Below are 22,086 nucleotides of genomic sequence, written 5' to 3'. Positions count from 1 at the left end.
GCGTGAGCGGGCTGCTGGGCCGCCTGGTCGGCCTTCCCGACGTCCCGGCCGTGCGGCGCTGGGCGTGGGTCGCGGTGGCCGACTCGCTCGGCACCGGGCTGATCACGCCGCTGGTCATCATCTACTTCACCCAGCAGATCGGGATGAAGGCCGTCACGGTGGGGCTGGCGATGAGCATCGCCGGCATCGGCAGCGCGGTGCTGGTCCCGTTCGGCGGGGTGTTCGTGGACCGGTTCGGCGCGAAGCCGCTGGTGATCACGGCGTTCGCGCTGGCGGGGATCGGCACCACCGGGTACATGTTCGCCCGGAACTTCGGCGTCCTGGTGCTGACGGTGCTGCTGGCCAACATGGCGGACGCGTCGGGACGTCCCGCCAAGCACTCCTTCATGGCCCAGATCGCCGACGGCGAGGCGCGCAACCGGCTGCTGGCGTTCAACCGGTCCGTGCGCAACGCCGGGTACGGCGTGGGCGGGCTGCTGGCCGCCGTGGTGCTCGGGCTCGGCTCGCACTTCTGGTACGTGCTGGCCTTCGGGCTGGACGCGCTGTCGTTCTTCGTCGCGATCGTGCTGGTGGTCGGCATCGTCCCGCCGCCGCTCGCGAGCGCCGCGCGGGACGGCGAGGACGCCGCGCCGGCGAAGGCGCGCGGCGGCTACGCGGAGGTGCTGTCCGACTGGCGCTACACGCTGCTGTCGGTGCTGAACGTCCTGGTCCTGCTCGAAGCGACGATCTTCACGGTCGGCGTCCCGCTGTGGGTCGTCCAGCACACCGACGCTCCCAAGGCGGTGGTCGGGGTGCTGTTCACCGTCAACACCGTCATGATCGTCCTGCTCCAGGTGCGGGCGACCAAGGGCCTGGAGGGGCCCGCCGACGTCCGCCCGTCCTACCAGCGCGCCGCGCTCGGCATGACGATCGCGGTCGCGGGCTACCTGCTCGCCCAGTACGTCGGGGCGGTCCTGGCGGTCGTCCTGCTGGTGCTGGCGGTGGTGCTGCACTCGGTCGGCGAGCTGTCGGCCTCGGCCAGCGAGTGGACGGTCTCGATCGGCCTGGCCCGCGAACGCCTGCGCGGCCGCTACCTGGCGGTGTTCGCGCTCGGCGACTCCATCGGCAAGGCGGCCGGGCCGGTGGTGGTGACGTTCCTGCTGTCCCGGGCGACCTCGGCGGGCTGGCTGGTGCTGCTCGCCCTGGTGGCCGGGAGCTGCCTGGTCAGCGCCGAGCTGGCCGTCCGGCATCCGCGCAACCGGGCGCCCGAGGGCGCGCTCTCGGAGATGACCGCATGACGGCGCGCACCGTCCCGATGCCCGCAAGATCGATGCCCGCGAGAAGGAGGGTGTCCTGGTGACCCGTCTGCTCCCCACCCAGTACCGCTGGACCCGCATGGACTTCGGCGAGTGGCGGCACTTCAACCTCGGCACGCTGTTCACGGTCCCCGCCGGCCTCTCGGACGGGACGCTCGCCCGCGCCGTGCAGCGGGTCGTCGAGCGCAACCCGGCGCTGCGCACCGCCTACCGGCGCGGCGCCGCCGGCTGGGCCGCCGAGGAGCGGCCGGCCGATGCCGGCACCGTGCTGCGGAAGGCAGAGCTGCCCGACTACCAGGGGCGCGCCGGCGCGATGGAGGACGAGATCGCCCGGCTGCAGGGCACGCTGCGCCCTGACGAGGGCGAGGTGTTCCGCGTCGTCCACTTCCCGTTCGGCGACGGACCGGGACGGCTGCTGGCCACCGTCCACCACCTCACGCTCGACGGCTTCTCGATGGGGCTGGTCGGCGGCGAGCTGGACCGCGCGCTGCGGGACCGGGAGCCCGGCCCGCTGTGCGCCGCGCCCGCCGACTACGTCGCGGCCGTCGAGAAATGGGCCGCGTCCGACGAGGCGGCGCAGGACGCCGGCCGGTGGCTGGACCGGCCGTGGGACCGCGTCGCCAACCCCCCGCCCGACCTCGACGGGGACGCCACGCTGCCGACGATGCGGATCGACAGCGGCGAGCTGGAGGCCGACGTGACCGCGGCGCTGGCCGCCGCCTGCCGCAAGGCCGCGCTGCGGCCGAGCGACGTGCTGCTGGACGCCGCCGCCCAGGCGGTGATGGCGCGCTGGGACCTGCCCGCGGTGGCCGTCGACGCCTACCACATCGGACGCCACCTGACGCCCATGGGCATCGACGTCATCGACACGATCGGGTACCTGCAGAACACGTTCCCGATCGTCTTCACGGCGCGCGACCGCTTCGACCCCGCCGATGTCCGCGCCGTCCCCGACCGCATGTTCGGCTTCGACGCCCTGCGGTTCTTCAGCGGCCGGCTGGACGACCTGCCCGCCACCACGCTCCGCTACAACTTCCGCGGGCACATGGGCCGGCTCAACAGCAGGCCGGGCGCCTACCTCGGCGAGGCGGACGAGCCGATCCGCCGGCGGCGGGCGCAGGGGCAGACCGAGGCCTACACGCTGATGCTGGAGGGCGACGTCATCGACGGCCGGCTCGTGCTGCACATCAAGTACAGCACCGGCCAGTACGAGCCGGACAGCATCGCCGGCCTGCTCGCCGGCGCCCTGGACCGGGTCCGGGCCACCACCCGGGAGCTGGCATGCTGACGATCAGCGATCTGGTGGTGACGGTCGGCGGGCCGGGCGACGAGCTGGTCCTGCTGCGCGGCGCGGACCTGCGGGTCGCGGACGGCGACACGGTCGTGATCCGCGGTGCGCGGGGCGCGGGCAAGTCGACGCTCGCCGCGGTGCTCCGCCGCGAGCTGCGGCCCCGGTTCGGCCGGATCGACGGCCACGCGCTGGTGATCGACGACGCCGACCGGGTGCCGCCGGACCGGCTGGCAGAGCTGCTGGAGTCCTGCCGGGCCCGCGGCGAGACGCCGGTGCTGCTCGCGGCCGACGAGCACTTCGTCGGGGCGCCGCGCCCGGCCGAGGTCGTCCTGCGGCTGGCCAAGGGCATGCTGATCGCCGAGCCCCGCCCGGACCGCGCAGACCGCACCGACCGGGCGGACCGGGCGGCTCCGGCGCCGGCCGAGCTCCGGATGGCGCCGGACGAGCTGAAGCGCAAGGCGGCCGCCGCGCTGCGGGAGGCCGGATGCCCGGACGACCCCGCCGAGCTGGTCGCGGACGTGCTCGTCGAGGCCGACGTCCGCGGACACCACTCGCACGGCATCGGGCTCCTGCCCACCTACCTCGCGCGGGTGGCGGCGGGCGGCGTCGACCCCGCCGCCGAGCCGGCCCTCACCGAGGAGGGCGCGACCGCCCGCGTGGACGCGCAGGGCGGCTTCGGGCAGCCCGCGGCGGCGCTGGCCGCCGAGTGGTGCGCCGCGACGGCGGCCCGGCTCGGCGTGGCCGCGGTCGGCGTGCACAGCAACAACCATGTCGGGATGATGGCCGCCTACCGGTGGCCGTTCCAGCGGCACGGCGTCGTCGGGCTGCTGCTCAACGTCTCCGGGCCGAGCCTGGCGGCGCCGGGCGCGGTCAAGCCGACCCTCGGCAGCAACGCGGTGTGCATGGTGACGCCGACGGAGAAGGACGAGCCGTTCGTCGTCGACTTCGCCACCGGCGTCGTCGCGATCGGGAAGATCCGGGCGGCCGCGCAGCGCGGCGAGCCGATCCCGGCGGGCTGGCTGCAGGACGCGGCGGGCCGTCCCACGCTCGACCCCGGCGACCTGGAACGCGGCGGCTCGGTGCCGGTGTTCGGCGACTACAAGGGGCTGTGCGTCACGCTGATCGCCGAGGTGCTGGCCGGGATGCTGGGCGGCCAGACGGTCAGCCCGCTGGTGGCCAAGCAGCGCGCCCAGCCCGCACGGCCGATGAACTGCGGGCAGCTGTTCGTCGGCATGTCGCCCGGCGCGTTCGGGCTGGACCAGACCGACAAGCTCCTCGGCGTGCTGCACGACGCGGTGCTGGACGGCTATCCGGACGCCCCGCCCGACCTGCACTTTCCCGACCAGCTGGAGGCCCGCAACACCGCCGCCGCCCGGGCGGACGGCGTCCCGGTGCCGATGTCGGTCGCGTCCGCGCTGGGCTGGGCCCGATGACGGTCCTCGACGATCCGATCTCGCCGGAGACGCCGCCCGAGGTGCGGCAGGCGGCCGCGGGCGCGGCGCCCGGCTGGCCGCTGGTGCTGTACTTCCACCACGTCCACCCCACCCTCGACCACTACACCTCGCTGACGCCCGGCGCGTTCGAGCGCGGGCTGGAGACGGTCCTCGCCGAGTACGGCCCGGCGCTCGACCCGGCCGACGTCCGCGCGGACCTCGACCCGCCGGCCGGGCCGCGGGTCCTGGTCACCTTCGACGACGGGCACCGCGACAACCTCGACCACGCGCTGCCGGTGCTGGACCGGCTCGGCGTGCGGGCCCTGTTCTTCGTCATCACCGGGCTCGCCGACGCCGCCGCCGACCGGTCGATGACCTGGGACGAGGTGGCGGACCTCGTGGCGGACGGGCACCGGGCCGGCTCCCACACCGTGACCCATCGCAAGCTCCCCGCCCTGGAGCCGGACGAGCAGCGCACGGAGATCACCCGGTCGCTGGCGGCGGTCCGCGACCGGCTGGGCGACCCCGCTCCGCCGCTGGCCCACCCCTACGGCCTGCGCCCCGCGGCCGGCGCGGTCCCGGACGGCGTCCTCGCCTTCGGCACCGTGAAGGCCCCGCCGCTTCCCTGGACGGCGGCACCGCACGACATCCGACGTACCTACCTGCCGGTCGGCCGCGAGGAGTCGTGGCCGCGGCTGTGTCGCGATTGGAGACGGCAATGGTGGCACCCATCACCGTGATCATTCCCAGCAGGGACCGGTACCGCGATCTGCGCCGCTGCCTGATCGCGCTGGCCGAGTGCGACGGCGGGCTGCTGCACGAGGTGCTGGTCGTGGACGACGGCTCCCGGCCGCGGATCACCGACGCCGTCGCGGTCGGCGACCTGCCGGTGCGCGTGCTGCGCAACGACCGGCCGATGGGTGCGACGCCGGCGCGCGCGCACGCCGCCGACCATGCGCGCTCGCCGATCCTGGCGTTCCTGGACGACGACGCGCTGCCCCGGGCGGACTGGCTGACCGAGATCGCCGCGCAGCTGACGCCCGACCGCGGCGCCGTCACCGGGCGGGTGCTGCCGTTCGACGCCGGGCTGCTCTCGGAGGCCCGCCAGTCCCGCTACCTGGAGCGCTACCGGGGCCTCGGGCCCGGTCAGCGGGTCACCTTCTTCGCCGGCGGCAACAGCGCGGTCTGGCGGGAGCACTTCCTGGCCGCCCGCGGCACCGCCGTCAACGTCCCCGGCAGCGACAACGACCTGGTGAGCGGGTTGTCCCGGCTCGGCCTCGGGGTGCACTTCGCGCCCTCGATGGTGATCGTCCACCGCAACGGCAAGGGGCTGCTGCGCGCGTTGCGGGACGCCTACGGGTCCGGGCACCACGCGCGCCCGCTGCCGGTGCGCGACGCGCTCCGGGACATGGCGCGCCCGGTGCCGGGGTCGTCCCCGCAGGTGCGGCTCACCAACCGGATGCTCAACCTCGTCCACCTGGCCGGACGCAGCGTCCCGCGCTCCACCAGGCAGCATCCCTGACCCGCCCGGCTCCTCCGTCCAGCCGACCGTTCAGCCGACCGTCCCGCCGACCCGATCGATCCCCCCCGCCCGGCCCGCGGTGGTTCCCGCGCGGCCGGAGTGTTCCGCGAACAAGGCAAGGAGTCCGATATGTCCGTGTCCCAGGCCGACCCGGCGGTGCTGCAGACCCTCAGCGAGCTGTGGGAGGAGGTCCTGGAGGTCGACGGCGTCACCGCCGACGACGACTTCTTCGAGCTGGGCGGCGACAGCCTGCTCGGCGTCACCATGATCGGCAAGGCGCGCCATGCCGGCCTGTCCTTCTCCTACCAGGACCTGCGGGACAACCCGGTGCTGGGGCGGCTCGCCGCCGTCGTGGCGGGCTGACCCGTGTCCCGCACCCTGACCGGGCTGTTCGGCCGGCACGCCCGCGCGCACCCCGGCCGGCCGGCCGTGCTGGACGGCGGCCGCGCCCTGACCTACGCCGAGCTCGACGCCGCCTCGGACGAGGTCGCCGCCGGGCTGGCCGCGCACGGCACCGGCCGCGGCGACCGGGTCGCGCTGCGGCTGCCCCGGTCCGCCGACCTCGTCATCGGGGCCCTCGGCATCCTCAAGAGCGGCGCCGCGTACTCCCCGCTCGACGTGGCGTGGCCCCCGGCGCGCGTCGCCCGGATCACCGAGCTGCTCGGCGCACCGGTCGAGGTGGACGCCCGCACCCTGCCCGAGCTGCGCGCGCGGGGCCGGGCCGCCGCCGCTCCGGCCCGTCCGGAGGTGCGGGAGGACGACCCGGCGGTGGTGCTGTTCACCTCGGGATCCACCGGCGAGCCCAAGGGGGTGCTGTGCCCGCACCGGGCGATCGGCCGCCTGATCCCGCGCGCCGGCCATCTCGACCTGACCGCGCCCGTGGTGATGCCGCTGGCGGCGGCGGTCCCCTGGGACGCGATGTCGCTGGAGCTGTGGAGCACGCTGTGCTCCGGTGGCACCCTGGTCGCCGTCCGGGACCTGTACCTCACCCCCGGCCGGCTCCGCGAGCTGGTGACCGAGCACGGCGCCGACTCGCTGGTGCTCGCCACCTCGGTGTTCAACCTGCACGTGGAGGAGGACGCCGGGGCGTTCACCGGCCTCCGGCAGGTCGCGGTCGGCGGCGAGCAGCTCTCGCCCGGGCATGTCGCCGCCTTCGTCGCGCGGCACCCGGACATCGCCCTGATCAACCTCTACGGACCGGCCGAGAACGGGATCCTGACGACGACGCACCGCTTCACCGCGGCCGACTCCGCCGGGGGACGGGTGCCGATCGGCGTGCCCGTCCCGGGCACGTCCGTGCACCTGGTGGACGGGGAGATCTGCGTCAGCGGCGACGGCCTGGCCCTCGGCTATCTCGGCGATCCGGCCGGCACGTCCGAGCGGTTCACCGAACTGACGATCGGCGGACGCGCCGTCCCCGCCTACCGGACGGGGGACCGCGGGCACCGCACGCCCGACGGCCTCTACCACTACGCCGGGCGCACCGACCGGCAGGTGAAGATCCGCGGCCACCGGATCGAGCCCGCCGAGGTGGAGCACACCGCCGAACGCCTCCCGGGCGTCACCCGTGCCGCCGTCGTGCCGGTCGACGGGCCGGACGGCCGCGCCACCGGCCTCGCCCTGTTCTTCACCGGCGACCGCGACGGCGCGGACGTGCTCGCCGACCTGCGGGACCGGCTCCCCGGCTACCTCGTCCCGGCCCGCGCCGAGCACGTCGGCCGGTTCCCGCTGACGGGCAACGGCAAGCTGGACCACACAGCGCTGGTCGAGTCCGCGGCCGGGTCCGGCGCGGCTCGTGCCGCGGCGCGGCCCGCACCCGCCCTCGACGGCGCCGGCACGGACGCCGAACGCGTCGCCGCCGTCTTCGCGGACGTGCTGGGCCTTCCGAGCGTGCCGCCGGACGCGGACTTCTTCTCCCTCGGCGGCGACTCGCTCGCCGCCGGGCGCCTCAGCGGCCGGCTCGCGGCGGCGCTCGGCACGCCGGTGCCGCTCTCCGCCGTCTTCGAGTCGCCCACGCCCGCCGGCCTCACCGCCCTCATCGCCGGTCGTCCGCGTACCGGTGGCGCCCCGTCCGGTGAGAGCGACCGGCGGGACGCGTCGGACGGCGCCGTCCCGCTGCTGCCGTCCCAGCTGGGCTTCTTCGTCGCGCAGCAGATGGACCCCGACGACCTCACCGCGCTCTGCCCGATCGTCTGGGACCTCGACGGCGCCCTCGACGCCGCGGCGATGCAGCAGGCGCTCGATGACGTGAACGCGCGCCATGAGGCACTGCACAGCCGGTACACGGTGCTGGACGCGCCGGTCGCGGTGCGCCCGGCCGGCCGGCCGCCGCAGGTCGAGCTGATCACCGTGGCGCGTCCCGGGGACGTCCTTCCCGCGCTCATCGCCCCGCTGGACATCCAGGACGGCCGGGTGTGGCGGGCCGCGCTCGCGCCGGGCCGGTTCGGGATCGTCGTCCACCACATCGCGTTCGACGCGCGGGCGGCGTCCGTGCTGGCCCGCGACCTGTCGGCCGCCTACCGGGCGCGGGCCGAAGGGCGGGAGCCGCGGTTCGGCGGTCCCGCGCCGGGCCTCGCCGAACTGGCGTCCGGGTACCGTCCGCCCGCGCCGGACGATCTCGCCGAGCAGCGCGCGTACTGGCGCACCGCGCTCACCGGGGCGAATGCGGTGGAGCCGCCGCCCGGGACGGGACCGTCCGGCGGTCTCGCCGCGACCGTCCGGCGGTTCGACGAGGCGGCCCTCACGGCGGCGGTCCGGTCCCGGGGGACCACCGCGACGGTCGCGGCGCTCGCCGCCTACGCGCACGCGGTCGCCGACCTCACCGGCCGGACGGACGTCGTCGTCGGCCTGCCGGTCGCGCGGCGCGGCGACGCGGCGGCGGAGCGCGCGGTCGCCTGCATGATCGAGATGACCTGCGTCCGGCTGCGCGCGCCGGCGCTCGGCGCGGCGCGCGAGGCGCTCGTCGAGGCGTTGCGCCATCCGGACGTCCCGGTGCACGAGATAGCGCGCCTGGCCAAGCTGCGGCCCCCCTACGACACGGTCGTCTCGGTTCAGGACAACCCCGAACCGATGCTCGACGTGCCCGGGGTCCGCGCCCGGCACGTGTGGGTCGACACCGACGAGCTCGACACCGGCCTTCTCGTCGAGCTCCTGCCCGGCGGGCGCCTGCGGGTGAGCCGGCGCCGCGAGGCGGTGTCCGCGGGCTACGCCGACGCGCTCGCGGACGCGATGGCCGGTTTCCTTTCCGGGCTCGCGGACCGGGAGCCCGTCGCCGCCGCGAACGGGACGGCGACCGGCACGGCGAGCCAGGGGGTGAACCGGTGAGCGCCCGGCGCAGACGGCTGTGGGAGCAGCGGGTCCTCGACCCGTCCGGTCCCTGGCACGACATCAACTTCACCGTGGACGTCACGGGCGGCGCCGACCGCGCCCGCCTCAGCCGGCTCACCGCGCTCCTGCACGACCTCGCGACCGGTCCCGCCACCGAGCCGGAGGGCGGCTTCCCGGCCACGCCGTCGGCCAGGCTGGAAGACGGCGTCGTCACCGCCACCGTGCCCGCGATGTGGGGCACACCGGACGACTTCGTCCATGCGCTGGCGACCGGCGCGCCTCCGGACGACCGCGACGCCACGCTCGCCGACCTGGACCACTGGGCCGAGAAGCTCGCCGACGCCGTCGACCCCCGGCTGCCCGAGGACGGCGACGCCACCAAGGACACCGGCCCCGCCGGAGTGCTCGCTTTCGGCGACGCACCCGCCGGCGCGGACGACGGTCTGCTGCTCGCCGCGCTCGCGGTCGTCGCCTGGCGCTGGACCAGGCTGACCGACCTGGCCATCGGGGTGCCCGAGGGACTGGTCCGGCTGGAGGTGGACGCCGGGACACCGCTCGGCGAGCTGACCCGGCGGGCGCGCGAGGCCAGGGCCGCAGCGGCACGGCACGCCGGGACGCTCGAACGGGCCATGGAGGAGTCCAGGGTCCGCCTCATTCCCAGCCTGCGGCTGATGGACGCGGTGCGGGACGCCCCCGTCCACGCGAACGGACTGACGCTGACGCCGCACGTCCCGCCGCACGGGCCGGTCGGGTCCACGCTCGCCGTCGGCCCCGCCCATGCCGCCTACGACGCGCGCCGGCTCTCGGCCGGCACCGTCGAACGGATCGTGGCGCAGATGCGCATGGTCATGGGCGCGGCGCCGGACACACCTCTGGGCGCGCTGCCGCTCATGGAACCCGCCGAACGGACGACCATCCTCACCGGTTTCAGCGCCACCGCCCCGGCCGCGGGCGACGGCCGCGCGCTGCACGAGATCGTCGACGGCCCGCCGGACGCGACCGCCGTGGTCTGCGGCGACGACCGGCTGACCTACCGGGACCTGGACCGCCGCTCCGACCGGCTCGCCCGGTACCTGCTGGACGCCGGAGTGCGCCGCCAGGAGGTCGTCGGGGTCGGCATCGGCCGGTCCGCGGACCTGGTCACCGGCTTCCTCGGCGTGCTCAAGGCGGGCGCCGCCTACCTGCCCCTCGACCCCGGCTACCCGCCCGACCGGCTGGAGTTCATGCGGGCGGACGCGAAGGCCGGCACGATCGTCACCGGCGAGCTGATCGCCCGGCTCGACGCCGCCGGCGCGCCGGGCCTCGATGAGCCGGTCGCCGTCAACGAGGCGGACCTGGCGTACGTCATCTACACCTCCGGCTCCACCGGCGCGCCGAAGGGCGTCCAGGTGGAGCACCGGCAGATCGTGAACTCCACGGCGGCCCGGTACTCCGTCTTCCCCGGCCCCTACGACTCCTACCTCGCCCTCGCCGGTCCCGCGTTCGACGCCCTGGGCGCCGGGATCTACCTGACGCTCAGCCGCGGCGGGACGCTGGTGCTGCCGACCGACGACGAGGTGACCGACCCCTGGTCGCTGGCCAAGCTCGCCGACCGGGAACGGGTGACGCACTTCGACGGGGTGCCCGCCCAGTACGCGGCCGTGCTCGACGCAGCGCCCGACGTCCTCGCCGGGATCCGCTGCGCCGTCGTCGCGGGCGAGGCCTGCCCGCCCGGGCTGCCGGCCCGCCATTTCGACGTCACCGGCGACGCGGTGCTCATCAACGAGTACGGGCCGACCGAGGCCACCGTCTGGGCGCTGTGCCACACCTGCGAGCGCCCGTCCGGGACGGCCGGGCGGCGGGTGCCGATCGGCAGGCCGGTCGCGGGCGCGCTGGCGTTCGTCCTGGACGACGGCCTGAACCCGCTGCCGATCGGCGTCCCGGGGGAGCTGTGCATCGGCGGGGCGGGGGTGGCCGTCCGCGGCTACCTCGGCCGGCCCGAGGCGTCCGCCGAGCGCTTCGTGGCGAACCCGTTCGGCGAGGGCCTGCTGTACCGCACCGGCGACATGGTCCGCTGGCGTCCCGACGGGACCGTCGACTTCCTCGGCCGGATCGACCAGCAGGTGAAGATCCGCGGCTACCGGGTGGAGCCCGGCGAGGTCGAGGCCGCGCTGCAGCGGCATCCGCGCGTCCGGGAGGCGGCGGTCGTGCCCGCCCGGGTGGGCGACCACATGCGGCTGGTCGCCTACGTCGCCACCGCCGGCCCGTCCGTCGCCGACGCGGAGCTGACCGCGTTCGCGGGGAGCCGGCTGCCCGCCCACATGGTCCCGGGCGTGTGGATCCGCCTCCCGCACCTGCCGCGCACCCGCAACGGGAAACTGAACCGCGCGGCCCTGCCCCCGCCGCGGCCTCCCGCGCGCGGCGGCGCGTCCGCCGCCCCCCGCACCCCCCTGCAGCACGCCGTGCTCGACCTGCTCGGCTCCCTGCCGGGCGCCGGCACGGCCGCCGACCTGACGGCCGAGGTCCCCGCGTGGGCGGGCTCCCGGTACGGCCCCGCCCTGGTCACGGCGCTGCTGCGGGACCGCTTCGGCGATCCCGTGCCGCACGTGTCCGCAGGCGACACCGCCCGCAGGATCGCCGCCGAACTGCGACGGCTCGGCACCCCCCTCCAGTGACGCAGCGAAGGAAAGGACGACGATGGACGAACCCGTCTCGTACTCGATGTCCCTGGCCGACATCGGCGAGCTCGAAGCACTGATCGACAAGATCGATGCGCTGGACATCGACCCCGCCGCGCCGCGGTTCTTCGACCAGGCCTGGGAACTGACCGCGATGGTCCCGCACGGGGTGCGCCGCTTCCTGGCCGAGTTCTGCCTGCACGAACGGGCGGCCTTCGGCATGGTGCGCGGCTGGCCCGTCAGCGACCGGGCGATCGGGCCGACCCCCGCGAACTGGGCGCAGGCCGCCGAGCAGGCGCGCGGACGCCGCGAGGAGTTCGTCCTCGCGCTGTTCGCGATGTGCCTGACCGGCGACACCTTCAGCTGGTCCACCCTGCAGGGCGGCCGGCTCATCCACAACGTCGTCCCGATCCAGGGCGACGAGTCCGAGCAGAGCGGCCACGGCCAGGTGCTCCTGGAGTGGCACACCGAGGACGGCTTCCACCCCTACCGCTGCGACTACCTGCTGCTGTTCGGCATGCGCAACCACGACCGGGTGCCGACCCTGGTCTCCTCGATCCGGGACGTCCGGCTGGACGAGGCGGACATGGAGATCCTCCGCCGCCCGCTGTTCCACATCATGCCGGACAACGAGCACCTGAGGCAGATGGCCGAGATCCATCCCGGTCATCCGAGCCTGCTGCGCGCCCGCAAGATGCGCGAGGAGCCCGAGGCCGTCCCGGTCCTGTTCGGCGCGCAGGACTCGCCGTACCTGCGGATCGACCCGTACTTCATGCGCTGCGCGGACGGCGACCCGGCCGCCGAGGCGGCGCTGCGGCGCCTGATCGACGAGCTGAATCGGGTGCAGCAGCGCCTCGAGATCGACCCCGGGACGCTGCTGATCGTCGACAACTACCTCGCCGTGCACGGCCGGGCGGCGTTCAGCGCGCGCTTCGACGGGACGGACCGCTGGCTGAAGAAGACGCTGGTCACCCGGGACCTGCGGACGTCGCGCGACATGCGCGAGTCGCCGTCCAGCCGGGTCATCGTGTGACCGCCGTGCGATCGCGGGAACCCGGGGAAGGAGCCTCGACCATGGACCTGGTCGTCGTGGGTCTCGGCTATGTCGGCCTGCCGCTGGCGCGGGAGGCGTGCCGCGCCGGGCTCACCGCCGGCGGCCTCGACCGGGACGCCGCCGTCGTCGCCGGCCTGGCGGCGGGCCGCTCCCACGTGGACGACGTCACGGACGCCGACGTGGCCGCGATGCTCGGGGCGGGGTTCACGGCCACCGGCGATCCCGCGGTGCTGGGCGCGGCGCAGACGATCGTCATCTGCGTGCCGACGCCGCTGGCGCCCGAGGGCGGCCCGGACCTCACGGCGGTGCGCGGCGCGGCACGGCGGGTGTCCGCCCATCTGCGCCGCGGGACCCTGGTCGTCCTGGAGTCCACGACCTACCCCGGAACGACCGAGGAGGTCGTCCGGCCGATCCTGGAGGAGTCCGGGCTGACCGCGGGGGAGGACTTCCACCTGGCCTTCTCGCCGGAGCGCATCGATCCGGGTAACGGCCGGTACGGTGTCGCCAACACGCCCAAGATCGTGGGCGGGTACACGCCCGCCTGCGCCGCCGCGGCCGAGGCCTTCTACGGCAAGTTCGTCGAGACGGTCGTCCTCGCCAAGGGCACGCGCGAGGCCGAGATGGCGAAGCTGCTGGAGAACACCTACCGGCACGTCAACATCGCGCTGGTGAACGAGATGAGCGTGTTCTGCAACGAACTCGGCATCGACCTGTGGGACGCGATCTCCTGCGCCGGGACCAAGCCCTTCGGGTTCCAGTCGTTCTTCCCCGGCCCGGGCGTCGGCGGGCACTGCATCCCGATCGACCCCAACTACCTCTCCTACAAGGTCCGGACGCTGGGGTACTCGTTCCGGTTCGTGGAGCTGGCGCAGGAGATCAACACCGGGATGCCGCGGTACGTGGTGCACCGTGCGCAGCAATTGCTCAACAACCGGGGCATGGCGCTGCGCGGTGCGCGGGTCCTGCTGCTGGGCGTCACCTACAAGGCCGACGTCGCCGACCAGCGCGAATCCCCCGCGCGGCGGATCGCCGAGCAGCTGGCCCGGCACGGTGCGCAGCTGTCCTACCACGACCCGTACGTCGCGACCTGGCAGGTCGGTGACCTGCGGATGTCCCGCGTGGCGGACCTGCCGGACGCGTTGCGGACCGCCGATCTGACCCTCCTGGTCACCGACCACAGCGTGTACACCGCCTCCCTGCTCGGCGAGCACGCACGTTTCCTCTTCGACACTCGCGGCCGCACCAGCGAGCGGCCGATGGCGAACACGGAGCTGCTGTGAACCCCCCGGACCTCGGCGGCGACGACCCCGCCGCCTTTCGCGCGCTGTACCTGTGGGCGGACGACCCGGAGCGCGAGTTCTGGCCGGGCCCGGTCCAGAACCAGGTGCGCGAGCTGATAGCTCCGGGTCCGGGCCGTCTCGACCCGGACGGCCTTCGGCACGAGATCACCGAATGGGCCCGCGCGCAGACGTCTCGCTTTCGGGCGTGCACCGGCTTGCCTGCGGTCCGCCGGATCGTGCTGAACTGCGCTCCGCTCGCGCTGAAAGCCGGAGCATGGCTGCAATGGCTCGTCGGCGCCGGTGACGCCGATCGGCAGTTGAGCATGGACGTCCTCGCGCTGTACGCCGAGGACGTCGGAGCCGGGCGGCCCGGCGAGGACCGCGCGGCGCGCTACCGGCGGCTGATGGAGGGCGCGGGCCTCGCCGGGCGGATCGTGCCGGAGGACCGGCTTGCCACCGACCTGCAGATCGCCGACCGGAGCTTTCGCCTGGCGGCACTGCTGCTGGCGGCGAGCCGCTACCCGGCCGCCTTCGCCCCCGAACTCCTCGGAGCCGACCTGTGCCTGCGCTGGGTCGGCGTGCTGCCGCCGCTGCACGCCGTCCGGGACGGTCTGGACCGGTCCGCCGCCACGGCGCGGACCTGGTCGGCGCTGGACCTCGGCGCGTCGGCCGACCGGTCGCTGGCGGCGGTCCGGACGTACCTGGGGGAGAACCCCGGTGACGACCGGTCGTGGAGGGCCGTCCGCTGGACGCTCGACGAACTGCGGGCGTGGAGCGACGAGCTGTACGACCTGAGCGGCCGGGCGCTCGATCCCGCTTTCGAGATGGCGGAACTGCTGCGGCACCGCGCACGCGAAGCGAGCGCGTACCACCATGACTACCGGTTGGAGGGCAGGACGCTCGCCGAGTGGTTCGGCGCCGGCGCCGACCAGATGCTCGGGGCGCTGGCACGCAGCAGGCTCGTCCGGCCGGGCCGTCCGGACGCCAGCCCGCTGCTGCGCGATCTGATCGGCGCGGGCGGTCCGATGTTCCGCGTCTTCTCGCCCGAGGACCTGGCCGTCATCAGGCGCTGGATCGCGTCCCTCGGCGAAACGGCGGCACCGGAAGCCGCCGCCCCGGCGCCCGCTGCGCTGTCCGTCGCCCCCAGTGCGCCGGAGCGCGCAGTGGTGCGCGAGGCCGCTCCCGAGGCTGCTTCCGAAGCCGCTTCCGAAGCCGCTCCCGCGACGGTGCGGGAGGCGTACCGAAGGCTGCTCCAGCGGGACGACTCGCCCGCCATCCGCGGCTACGCGCTCGACTACGCGCGCGGATGGCTGGAACGTTCGCGGGCGGGCATCGAACGGATGAAGAGCCCGCCCCGGCGATGGGAGCCCGGCACGCTGCGCCACTGGCTGCGCGAGCAGCACGACCGGCATGACGAGCAGTTCCGGGCGGGGGAGAGCCTGGCGGTCCCGCCCCGCGAGAGCGTCATCGACACCTTCCTCCAGCTCGCACCGCTCAACCTGATCGACGGCGGCTGGCTCGGCGGCTTCACCGACCACCGGCACGCGGTCGGCGACCTGGGCCGCGTCCTGTTCGCCACGTACTGGGACGAGCTGGGCAACGGCGAGCTGCCGCTCAACCACCCGCTCATCTACCGCGACCTCATGCGCGAGATGGGTTTCGACCTGCCGCCGACCGCGTCGCGCGAGTTCGCGGAATGGCCGGGCTTCCGCGACGAGTCGTTCGAGCTGCCGGTCTACTGGCTGGCGCTCAGCCGGTTCCCCCGCACGTTCCTGCCGGAGACGCTCGGGCTGAACCTGGCGATGGAGCTGTCCGGGGTCGGCGGAACCTACCGGCGCGACCGGGCCGCGCTGCGCACCTACGGGTTCAGCAGCCGCTACGCCGACGTCCACAACACCATCGACAACGTGGCGACCGGCCACTCGGCCTGGGCGGTGGACGCGATCGACTGCCACCTCGCCGTCCTGGCCGAAAGGTCGGGGAGCGAGGCGGCCGCGGACGCCTGGCTCCGGATCAGGACCGGCTTCCGCTCGCTGCGGCCACCGGCCCAGGGCGCTCCCGCTCCCTCGCGCTGACCCGGGGGCTTCTTGGGGCTTTCGGCCAGATTCACGGTCTCGGGTCAGCGCGCTTGATCGGGCCGCCAGGCGTACTCGTGCTCGGGCCGTCCCGTGCTTCCATAACGGAGGGTGACCCGGACCTTTCCCGCCTGGGCGAGGGACGCCAGGTAGCGCTGGGCGGTGGTGCGCGAGATGCCGATCTCCGTGCCGATCTCGGCGGCGGAGCGAGGGCCGTCCGAGCGTTCCAGCGCCTCCATCACCAGCTGGCTGGTGATCTGCGCGTGGCCCCTCTTCGCGGGCCGCGGGGTCCCCGGCGCGCCGTACAGCGTGCGCAGCGCCTCGTCGATGTCGGCCTGGCTCAGGTGCCCGCTGACCCCGATCTGCTTGCGGAACCGCAGGTAGGCGGTGAGCCGCTCCGCCAGGTGGGCCCCGGTGAACGGCTTGATCAGGTAGTGGTAGACGCCGCCCGACAGCGCGGTGCGCACCGACTCGGCGTCGGCCGCCGCGGTGGCCAGGATGACGTCGGCCTCCAGCTGGCCCAGCAGGTTCAGCCCCGACTCGTCCGGCAGGTAGACGTCCAGTAACACCAGGTCGGGCCGTAACTCGGCCGCCATGGCGCGCGCCTCGGCGGCGGACCCGGCCCGTCCGGCCACCCGGAACCCGGGCACGGCCCGGACGAGCTGCGAGTGCACCTCCGCCACCCGGAAGTCGTCGTCCACGACGAGCACCGAGATCTCGGCCGGCTCGCTCATCGGGTCGCCCCCGTCCGGTCGGCTCGCCCGGCCGGCCGCGTCGCGAGCACCGCGCCGGCTCGCGCCGGGGCCCGGTTCGGGAGGCGCACTACCGCGAACAAGATCATGGAGCCAGCTCTCCGACTCGATGGGGTCTTTCTGCAGCACAGCGCCGGTTGTCGCGTCCACCCCGGATGGCGCCGTGGGGAAAGGGCCGATCTCACGGTTCGACATCCTGCGGATGAAGAGTTGTAGGGGAGCGGTGCATTCGGTGCCAGCCTGTGTCATTCCGTCCGCATCCAGCCCGATCATTGTGCCGCAAAAAGCCGCCATGCGCCGATCCGATACCGAACGTCGACGGCGGTAGAACGCCGGCTCACGTGTGCGGCGGTTGCGGCGGGGCGGCGACTACAGGCAGCGGGGCAGGCCACTATCGGTCAGAAAGTGCCGAAGGACATCGGCCAATTCGGCGACGGCGCAGGTCGGCGCAGGGCAGAGATCGTGCTTGCGCGCCTGAAGATCAGCGAAATCCGTTCCCTATGGGAAAGTCGCGCCCAGGTGACACCGCCGGCGTAGATCATGTCCGGAAGCGAGGAGAGCTCGCTCCGGCCCTGCCACAGACGCCGATCTGCCCGTCCGCGACCGCGGTCCTGTCACTCCGCCTTGGGCGCGAGGCCGGTGAATGCGAGGTCGACGATGGCGTTGATGTGTTCGGTGTCGGCGATGCGCGGGGTGAGCAGTCGGCGGTAGTAGGCGGCGCCATAGAGCAGTTCGGTGACAAGGACCGGGTCGGCGTCGGAACGGACCTGGCCTTGGCGCTGCGCGCTCTTGATGCGTTCCGCGGCGGCGGCCGCAAGGTGACCGATGAAGGTGTCCCACAAGGCCCGGTGCAGGTCGGGGTCGTGCTGCGCTTCGCCGATCAGGGCGCGGTAATGCGGAAAGACGGCGGGGTCGCCGAGGATGCGCGAGGCCGCCGCCATCTGCGCCTTGATATCGGCGACGAAATCACCGGTGTCCGGGAAGGACGCGTCCATCTTCCAGGTGGACAGCAGGCCGTCCAGCAGCACGGCGGCCTTGGACGGCCACCAGCGGTAGATCGTGTTCTTGCCGACGCCCGCGCGCGCGGCGATGCCCTCGATGCTGACCTTCCGGTACCCGACCTCCTGGCACAGGTCCATGGCGGCCTTGATGACGGCGTTGGCGGCCTCTTCGCTGCGGCGCTCGGGACGTCTCGGTGACATGCGGACAGCATAGCCCTCAGGCGGCACGGAACGTTCCGTATTGACTGGGTGGGCGGCGGCGTGCATGCTGAGGCGGCACGGAACGATCCGTGCCGCCAGTGAGGGACGAGCCCCATGAAAGTTGAGTTCACCCACGACATCGCCTGCGTGTGGTCGGCGCTCGGCTACGCCCGCTTCCAGCGGGCCGCCGAGGAGCACCGGGCGGGCGGCGGCGAACTGGAGGTCGTCTTCAGGCCGTACCAGCCCGCGGTCTCCCCAGCGGGAACGCCGCCGGGCCGCGGTCATCGCCGGCGCGGCCCCGCCGCGTGGCCCGAGCAGATCGCACGGGCGGCGGCGGTCGAGGGCCTGGTGCTGAACCCCGACCGGATCGTGCCCGCCGACACCGCCCGCGCCCACCGGCTCATCGCGCTGGCGGCCGCGCGCGGCACCGCCGAGGACATGGCAGCCCTCCTGTACCGCGCCCATTTCACCGACGGTCTGGACGTCGCCGACACGGACGTGCTGCGGGACCTGGCGTCCGTCATCGGCGTCCGCTGGAACGGCGAGAACGACGGCGAGCGGCCGCCCCGCGCCGAACCCGCGCCGTCCGTGCGAGCATCCGGACCGCAGGTGCCGGTCTTCAGGTTCCCGGACGGGACCGTGCTCGTCGGGGCCGTGTCGCTCGCCGCGCTGCGGAGTGAACTGAAGCGGGCCGGCTCAACACCGTGCTCGCCCGAACTCGCCTCCGCGCAGGTGGCAGGTGCGAGGGTCGGCGGGCGCTCTTCCCCGTCCTGGGCGCGCCGGTGGAGATCGCCGGCTTGAGGACGGTGCAGGTCCCGCACTTTCTGCCTCTTGAGAGCGGACGGCCGGTCAGCCGGGTGCGGTGAGCCGGCGGGCTCGCTCCAGGTCGCGGGCGGCGCTGAGCGTGAGGGGCTGGTCGGGCCCGAGCACGGCCTCCAGCCCCAGCACGGCGTGCTCGTAGCGGGTGAGCGCCTCCGCCGTCCGCCCGACGGCTTCGTAGGCCGACGCGAGACCGTGCACGGTGATCAAGGTGTCGGGGTGGTCGCCCCCGATGACGCGTTCCTGGCGCGGCAGGACGTGCTCGTACACGGCGACCGCCTCCTCGAACCGTCCCGCGTGGTAGTAGGCCCAGGCCAGCCGTCCCTCGTCGACGAGCGCCTCAGGATGGTCGGCGCCCAGCAGCCGCGCCCTGTCGGCGACGAGCGCCTCGAACAGCTCCGCCGCCCGGTCCGGCCGCCCGGCCTCCACCAGCGCGAACGCGAGGAAGAAGCGCGACGCGAGCAGGTGGGGATGGTCGGCGCTCAGCGTCCGCGACTGGGCGGCGACGACGGTCTCGAGAAGCCGGACCGCCCCGTCCGCGCGGCCGGCCGTGGTGAGCGCCGAAGCCAGGCCCGCCCGGGCACGCAACGCCTCGGGCGCGTCCTCGCCCCGGATCCGGGACCACCGGGCGGCGAGATCCTCGAACAGGTCCACGGCCGCAACCGCCTGACCTGCGAACTCGTAAGCGTGCGCCAGCGTGTAGACGGCGTCCAGGGTCTCGGGGTGGTCCGGACCCAGGACCCGCTGCCGCCCTTCAACGACGGCCCGCGCGACCGGGACGGCGCGAGTCCCGTCATTGAGGTAGAGGAGATGCTCCGCGGTCACATGCCGGATCTTGAACAGCGTTTCGGCTGCGGCGCGAGCGTGCGCGGCGTCCTCGTCCAGAAGCGGCTCCAACGACTCCCACAGAGCGGCGGCGTGCTCGTCCACCGCGAGGATCGTGGGCAATTCCCGGCCGGTGTCCTCGTCGGCGATCCGCTCGACGAACACCAGCCGGAGGGCGGCGGCCTCGATCAGCGACGCCAGGGTGCCGTCGCGGGCGGCTTCGTCCCGGACGACCCGGCGTACCAGCCGGTGCACCAGCACCGTCGATCCGTCCTGGGAGAAGGCCACCAGCGACACCGCGCCCAGTTCGGCCAGCGCGTCGGCGGCCTCGGGGCCCAGCATGTCCGCCCTCACGCCCGACGGCGAGAACACCGCCAGCTCGCCGAGGAGCCCGCGGGCCCGCGCGCCGACCCCGTCCAGCGCCAGCGCGATCGCCTGCCCGACCCCGCGCGGATACGGTTCGCCTCTCGGCCGGTCCAGCAGGACGTCCACCGGGGTGGAACGGACCCGCGCCAGGTAGGCGGCGTACCCCACGCGCGGCGGGCCGACGAGCGCGGCCGCCGCGATCGAAAGCGCCAGCGGGAGCCGGTCCAGCTCGTCGATGAGCTCACCGACCGGCTCCGCGTCGCCGGCCGCGCCGACCCGGTCGCGCAGGTACCGCCGGGCCTCGCCGGCGGTGAACCGGGCGACCGGCAGCGGTGCAGCGATCCGCTCGAAGGCGAGGTCGTTCGTCGTGATCAGCACCCGGGCGGCGCCCCGTGCGGGCAGGAAGGGGGCCAACGCGTCGGGATCGTCGGCGTTGTCCAGCACCACGAGGTAGGGCTCGCGCCGGTCCTCCAGCCAGGCCCTGAGCTTGCGGACGACCGCCGAGGAGTCATCGGCCGCGCCCCGGAGCCCGAGCTCGGCCCCCATCAGGTGCAGCGACGCGGTCAGCTGCCCCGCGGTCTCGGCATGCAGCCAGGCGACCGGCACTCCCCGGTCGGCACGGTCCCTGGCGTACGCCGCGGCGACCTGGGTCTTCCCGACGCCCCTCGCCCCGACCAGAGCGCAGACCGCCGCCGCTCCGCCGTCGCGGAACACCTCCTCGATCCCCGCCAGGAGATCGGCACGCGGCTGGAACGCCCTGGGCTCGCGCGGGACGTCACCGATGGCGGCGGGCACCGGGCGCGGCCCCCGGGCGGGAGGATCCTCCGTTTGACCGGCCCAGATGACCAGAGGCGTCCCGGGCACCAGCACGACCAGGCTCACCACGATCCCGGCCGCGTTCGGGTCGACACCGACCATCGCGCACACCCACCAGGCCAGAGCCCCGGCGGCCAGGGGAAGAACCGTGGCGATCGTGACCTTCTCCCACCGCGGCACGACACCCCCCTCAAGGAGCACGAAGCCACCGGCGCACGGGACGGCCCGAGCCCGAAGCGAGTGTCACACAAACGCGCACGGCTGTCCGCCGACCAGACCCCTGCGTCAGCTTTCCCGCTCGGGGAGCCGGCCGGCGCGAAGGTCGCCGCGGTGGTACGGGGCGCTTCCTCACGGCATGGACCACGCTGTCTATGTCTGCGGCGCTGACATGGCCCGGTTGATGTGTGAAGTGCATACGTCATAGGTGATACGACGTCGTCCGGCCGGCGCGGCGTGCGGCGTAGCAGGAGAGCATGGCCAGGGCCGAGAGGGTCGCCATCAGCGCGAGGGCGTACCGGTAGCCGGTGACGAGCTGGGCCACGCCCGACGTGGAGATCTGTGACAGTGTTCCGGCGAAGACGTGGTCGCGCAGGGGCGCCAGTACGGGGGCGGTGATGATGGGGAAGGTCAGTGCGGTGCTGATGACGATCCCGATGTTCATGATCATGAGGCGCATCGCGTTGACGATGCCGAGGCGGTGGGAGGGCAGGGCCTGCAGCAGGGCTGTGGCGTTGGCGGGGAGGAAGGCGCCCGATCCGGCGCCCATGAGCATCAGGCCCAGCATGATCGGCCAGTAGCCGGTGTGCGGCGACACCGCGATCAGCAGGATGAGCAGGCCGAGGGTCGTCAGTGCGGAGGCGAGTGCGGCGATGGTGCGGGGGTCGATGCCGCGTTGCAGGAAGCCCGATCCGGTGGAGGCGATGACCGCGGTCGCCGGCATCGCGAGGACCTTTAGTCCGGCGGTGACGGCGTCGTCTGCTTGGACGGCTTGGAAGAACAGGGCCATCAGCAGGACGGCGCCTATCCGGGCGGTGGCGTCCAGGAAGGTGGCGAGGATGCCCCAGGTGAACGGCGGGTCGCGAAACAGGGCGGTGTCGACGACCGGGTGGGGGCTGCGCCGCTCGACGGTGATGAAGACCGGCAGCAGGACCGCGAACACGCCGACGCCGCTCAGTACGAGGGGGCTGGTCCAGCCGAGGTCGCCGGCCTGGGACAGGCCGAACAGCAGACCGCCGAGACCGGCCAGGATGAGGATGTTGCCCGGCACGTCGACGCCTCGCTCGCCGCGGGCGGGTTCGGCCGGTCGTAGTACGGCCGCGCCCCAGGCCAGGCACAGCAGGCCGAACGGGACGTTGTACCAGAACACCCAGCG

At 74.1% G+C, this 22,086-nt stretch carries 16 protein-coding genes; 12 read left to right on the top strand and 4 right to left on the bottom strand.

What is annotated here, in order from left to right; all coding sequences use genetic code 11:
- Positions 1–2 precede the first annotated feature (2 nt).
- The 11 genes from AB0C78_RS03355 (at position 3) to AB0C78_RS03305 (ending at position 15,934) form a co-directional block, all read left to right on the top strand.
- The gene (locus AB0C78_RS03355) at positions 3–1,277 is read left to right on the top strand and encodes an MFS transporter (RefSeq protein ID WP_192808562.1); all 1,275 of its coding nucleotides are present in this window, start codon (positions 3–5) and stop codon (positions 1,275–1,277) included.
- A 58-nt stretch (positions 1,278–1,335) separates the two neighbouring features.
- A complete protein-coding gene (locus tag AB0C78_RS03350) occupies positions 1,336–2,583 on the top strand; it encodes a condensation domain-containing protein (RefSeq protein ID WP_360741133.1) in 1,248 nt (415 codons plus the stop codon).
- A complete protein-coding gene (locus tag AB0C78_RS03345) occupies positions 2,577–4,019 on the top strand; it encodes an Ldh family oxidoreductase (protein ID WP_360741132.1) in 1,443 nt (480 codons plus the stop codon). The genes AB0C78_RS03350 and AB0C78_RS03345 overlap by 7 nt, the downstream gene beginning before the upstream one ends.
- The gene (locus AB0C78_RS03340; protein ID WP_360741130.1) at positions 4,016–4,759 is read left to right on the top strand and encodes a polysaccharide deacetylase family protein; all 744 of its coding nucleotides are present in this window, start codon (positions 4,016–4,018) and stop codon (positions 4,757–4,759) included. The genes AB0C78_RS03345 and AB0C78_RS03340 overlap by 4 nt, the downstream gene beginning before the upstream one ends.
- On the top strand, positions 4,738–5,541 hold the full coding sequence (locus AB0C78_RS03335; protein ID WP_151538034.1) for a glycosyltransferase: 804 nt from the start codon (positions 4,738–4,740) through the stop codon (positions 5,539–5,541). The genes AB0C78_RS03340 and AB0C78_RS03335 overlap by 22 nt, the downstream gene beginning before the upstream one ends.
- Before the next feature lie 129 nt (positions 5,542–5,670).
- Positions 5,671–5,904, top strand: a complete 234-nt coding sequence (locus AB0C78_RS03330; RefSeq protein WP_151538033.1) for a phosphopantetheine-binding protein — start codon at positions 5,671–5,673, stop codon at positions 5,902–5,904.
- 3 nt (positions 5,905–5,907) lie between these two features.
- The gene (locus AB0C78_RS03325) at positions 5,908–8,865 is read left to right on the top strand and encodes an AMP-binding protein (protein WP_360741128.1); all 2,958 of its coding nucleotides are present in this window, start codon (positions 5,908–5,910) and stop codon (positions 8,863–8,865) included.
- On the top strand, positions 8,862–11,522 hold the full coding sequence (locus tag AB0C78_RS03320; protein WP_360741126.1) for an amino acid adenylation domain-containing protein: 2,661 nt from the start codon (positions 8,862–8,864) through the stop codon (positions 11,520–11,522). The genes AB0C78_RS03325 and AB0C78_RS03320 overlap by 4 nt, the downstream gene beginning before the upstream one ends.
- 22 nt (positions 11,523–11,544) lie before the next feature.
- Positions 11,545–12,558: a guanitoxin biosynthesis L-enduracididine beta-hydroxylase GntD gene (gene gntD / locus AB0C78_RS03315; protein ID WP_360741124.1), complete on the top strand. Its 1,014-nt coding sequence runs from the start codon at positions 11,545–11,547 to the stop codon at positions 12,556–12,558.
- 41 nt (positions 12,559–12,599) lie between these two features.
- On the top strand, positions 12,600–13,859 hold the full coding sequence (locus tag AB0C78_RS03310) for a nucleotide sugar dehydrogenase (RefSeq protein ID WP_360741122.1): 1,260 nt from the start codon (positions 12,600–12,602) through the stop codon (positions 13,857–13,859).
- On the top strand, positions 13,856–15,934 hold the full coding sequence (locus AB0C78_RS03305; protein ID WP_360741120.1) for an iron-containing redox enzyme family protein: 2,079 nt from the start codon (positions 13,856–13,858) through the stop codon (positions 15,932–15,934). Before AB0C78_RS03310 ends, AB0C78_RS03305 begins: the two co-directional genes overlap by 4 nt.
- A gap of 44 nt (positions 15,935–15,978) precedes the next feature.
- Here AB0C78_RS03305 and AB0C78_RS03300 read toward each other — a convergent pair whose 3' ends face one another.
- Complete coding sequence (locus AB0C78_RS03300) at positions 15,979–16,668, bottom strand: response regulator (protein WP_151538027.1); 690 nt, start codon at positions 16,666–16,668, stop codon at positions 15,979–15,981.
- A 632-nt stretch (positions 16,669–17,300) separates the two neighbouring features.
- The gene (locus AB0C78_RS03295; RefSeq protein ID WP_360741118.1) at positions 17,301–17,915 is read right to left on the bottom strand and encodes a TetR/AcrR family transcriptional regulator; all 615 of its coding nucleotides are present in this window, start codon (positions 17,913–17,915) and stop codon (positions 17,301–17,303) included.
- An 87-nt stretch (positions 17,916–18,002) separates the two neighbouring features.
- On the opposite strand from AB0C78_RS03295, the gene AB0C78_RS03290 reads away from it, so the two are divergent.
- A complete protein-coding gene (locus AB0C78_RS03290; RefSeq protein WP_360741116.1) occupies positions 18,003–18,689 on the top strand; it encodes a DsbA family protein in 687 nt (228 codons plus the stop codon).
- Positions 18,690–18,737: 48 nt separating this feature from the next.
- Here AB0C78_RS03290 and AB0C78_RS03285 read toward each other — a convergent pair whose 3' ends face one another.
- Together AB0C78_RS03285 and AB0C78_RS03280 are read right to left on the bottom strand one after the other, a co-directional pair.
- Entirely contained in the window at positions 18,738–20,894 is a 2,157-nt protein-coding gene (locus AB0C78_RS03285) for a tetratricopeptide repeat protein (RefSeq protein ID WP_360741114.1), read from the bottom strand.
- Between the two features lie 238 nt (positions 20,895–21,132).
- Positions 21,133–22,086 (bottom strand): MFS transporter (locus AB0C78_RS03280; protein WP_360741112.1); only part of this gene is annotated, 954 nt, incomplete at its 5' end.

This window comes from Actinomadura sp. NPDC048394 (assembly GCF_040651755.1).
Classification (GTDB): Bacteria; Actinomycetota; Actinomycetes; order Streptosporangiales; family Streptosporangiaceae; genus Spirillospora; species Spirillospora montaniterrae.
Note: the sequence above shows the minus strand (reverse complement) of the source record. Positions and strands in the feature narration are given on the sequence as shown.